At 77.2% G+C, this 294-nt stretch carries 1 pseudogene; it reads left to right on the forward strand.

Features of this window, described 5'->3' with window-relative positions:
• Positions 1-65: 65 nt before the first annotated feature.
• Positions 66-294: pseudogene (locus tag DBV35_RS31565) on the forward strand (carboxypeptidase-like regulatory domain-containing protein); the annotation flags it as partial.

A 294-nucleotide genomic window follows, 5' to 3' on the forward strand; every position in this document is an offset into this window, starting at 1 on the left:
CGGGCCTGGACCACCTTCACACCGCGGGCGGCGACGGCCCGGCCGTCACCTGACGGGTCCAGGGCGGCACCGGCACGCCGGTCGCCGGGGCGGTCGTCACCGTCACCCGGCTGTCCGGCGACCAGGTCGGTCGCACCACGACCGACGGCGACGGCCACTACCGCATCGCCGTCGACCAGCCCGGACGCTTCCTGGTGGTGGCGGCCTCGGCTGCGCTGCCGCCGCACGCCGCCACGGTCTCGGTCGGCACCGAGCCGGTCCGCCACGACGTGCGGCTGTCGGTCAGCAGCGGCT

Source organism: Acuticoccus kandeliae, from assembly GCF_003073115.1.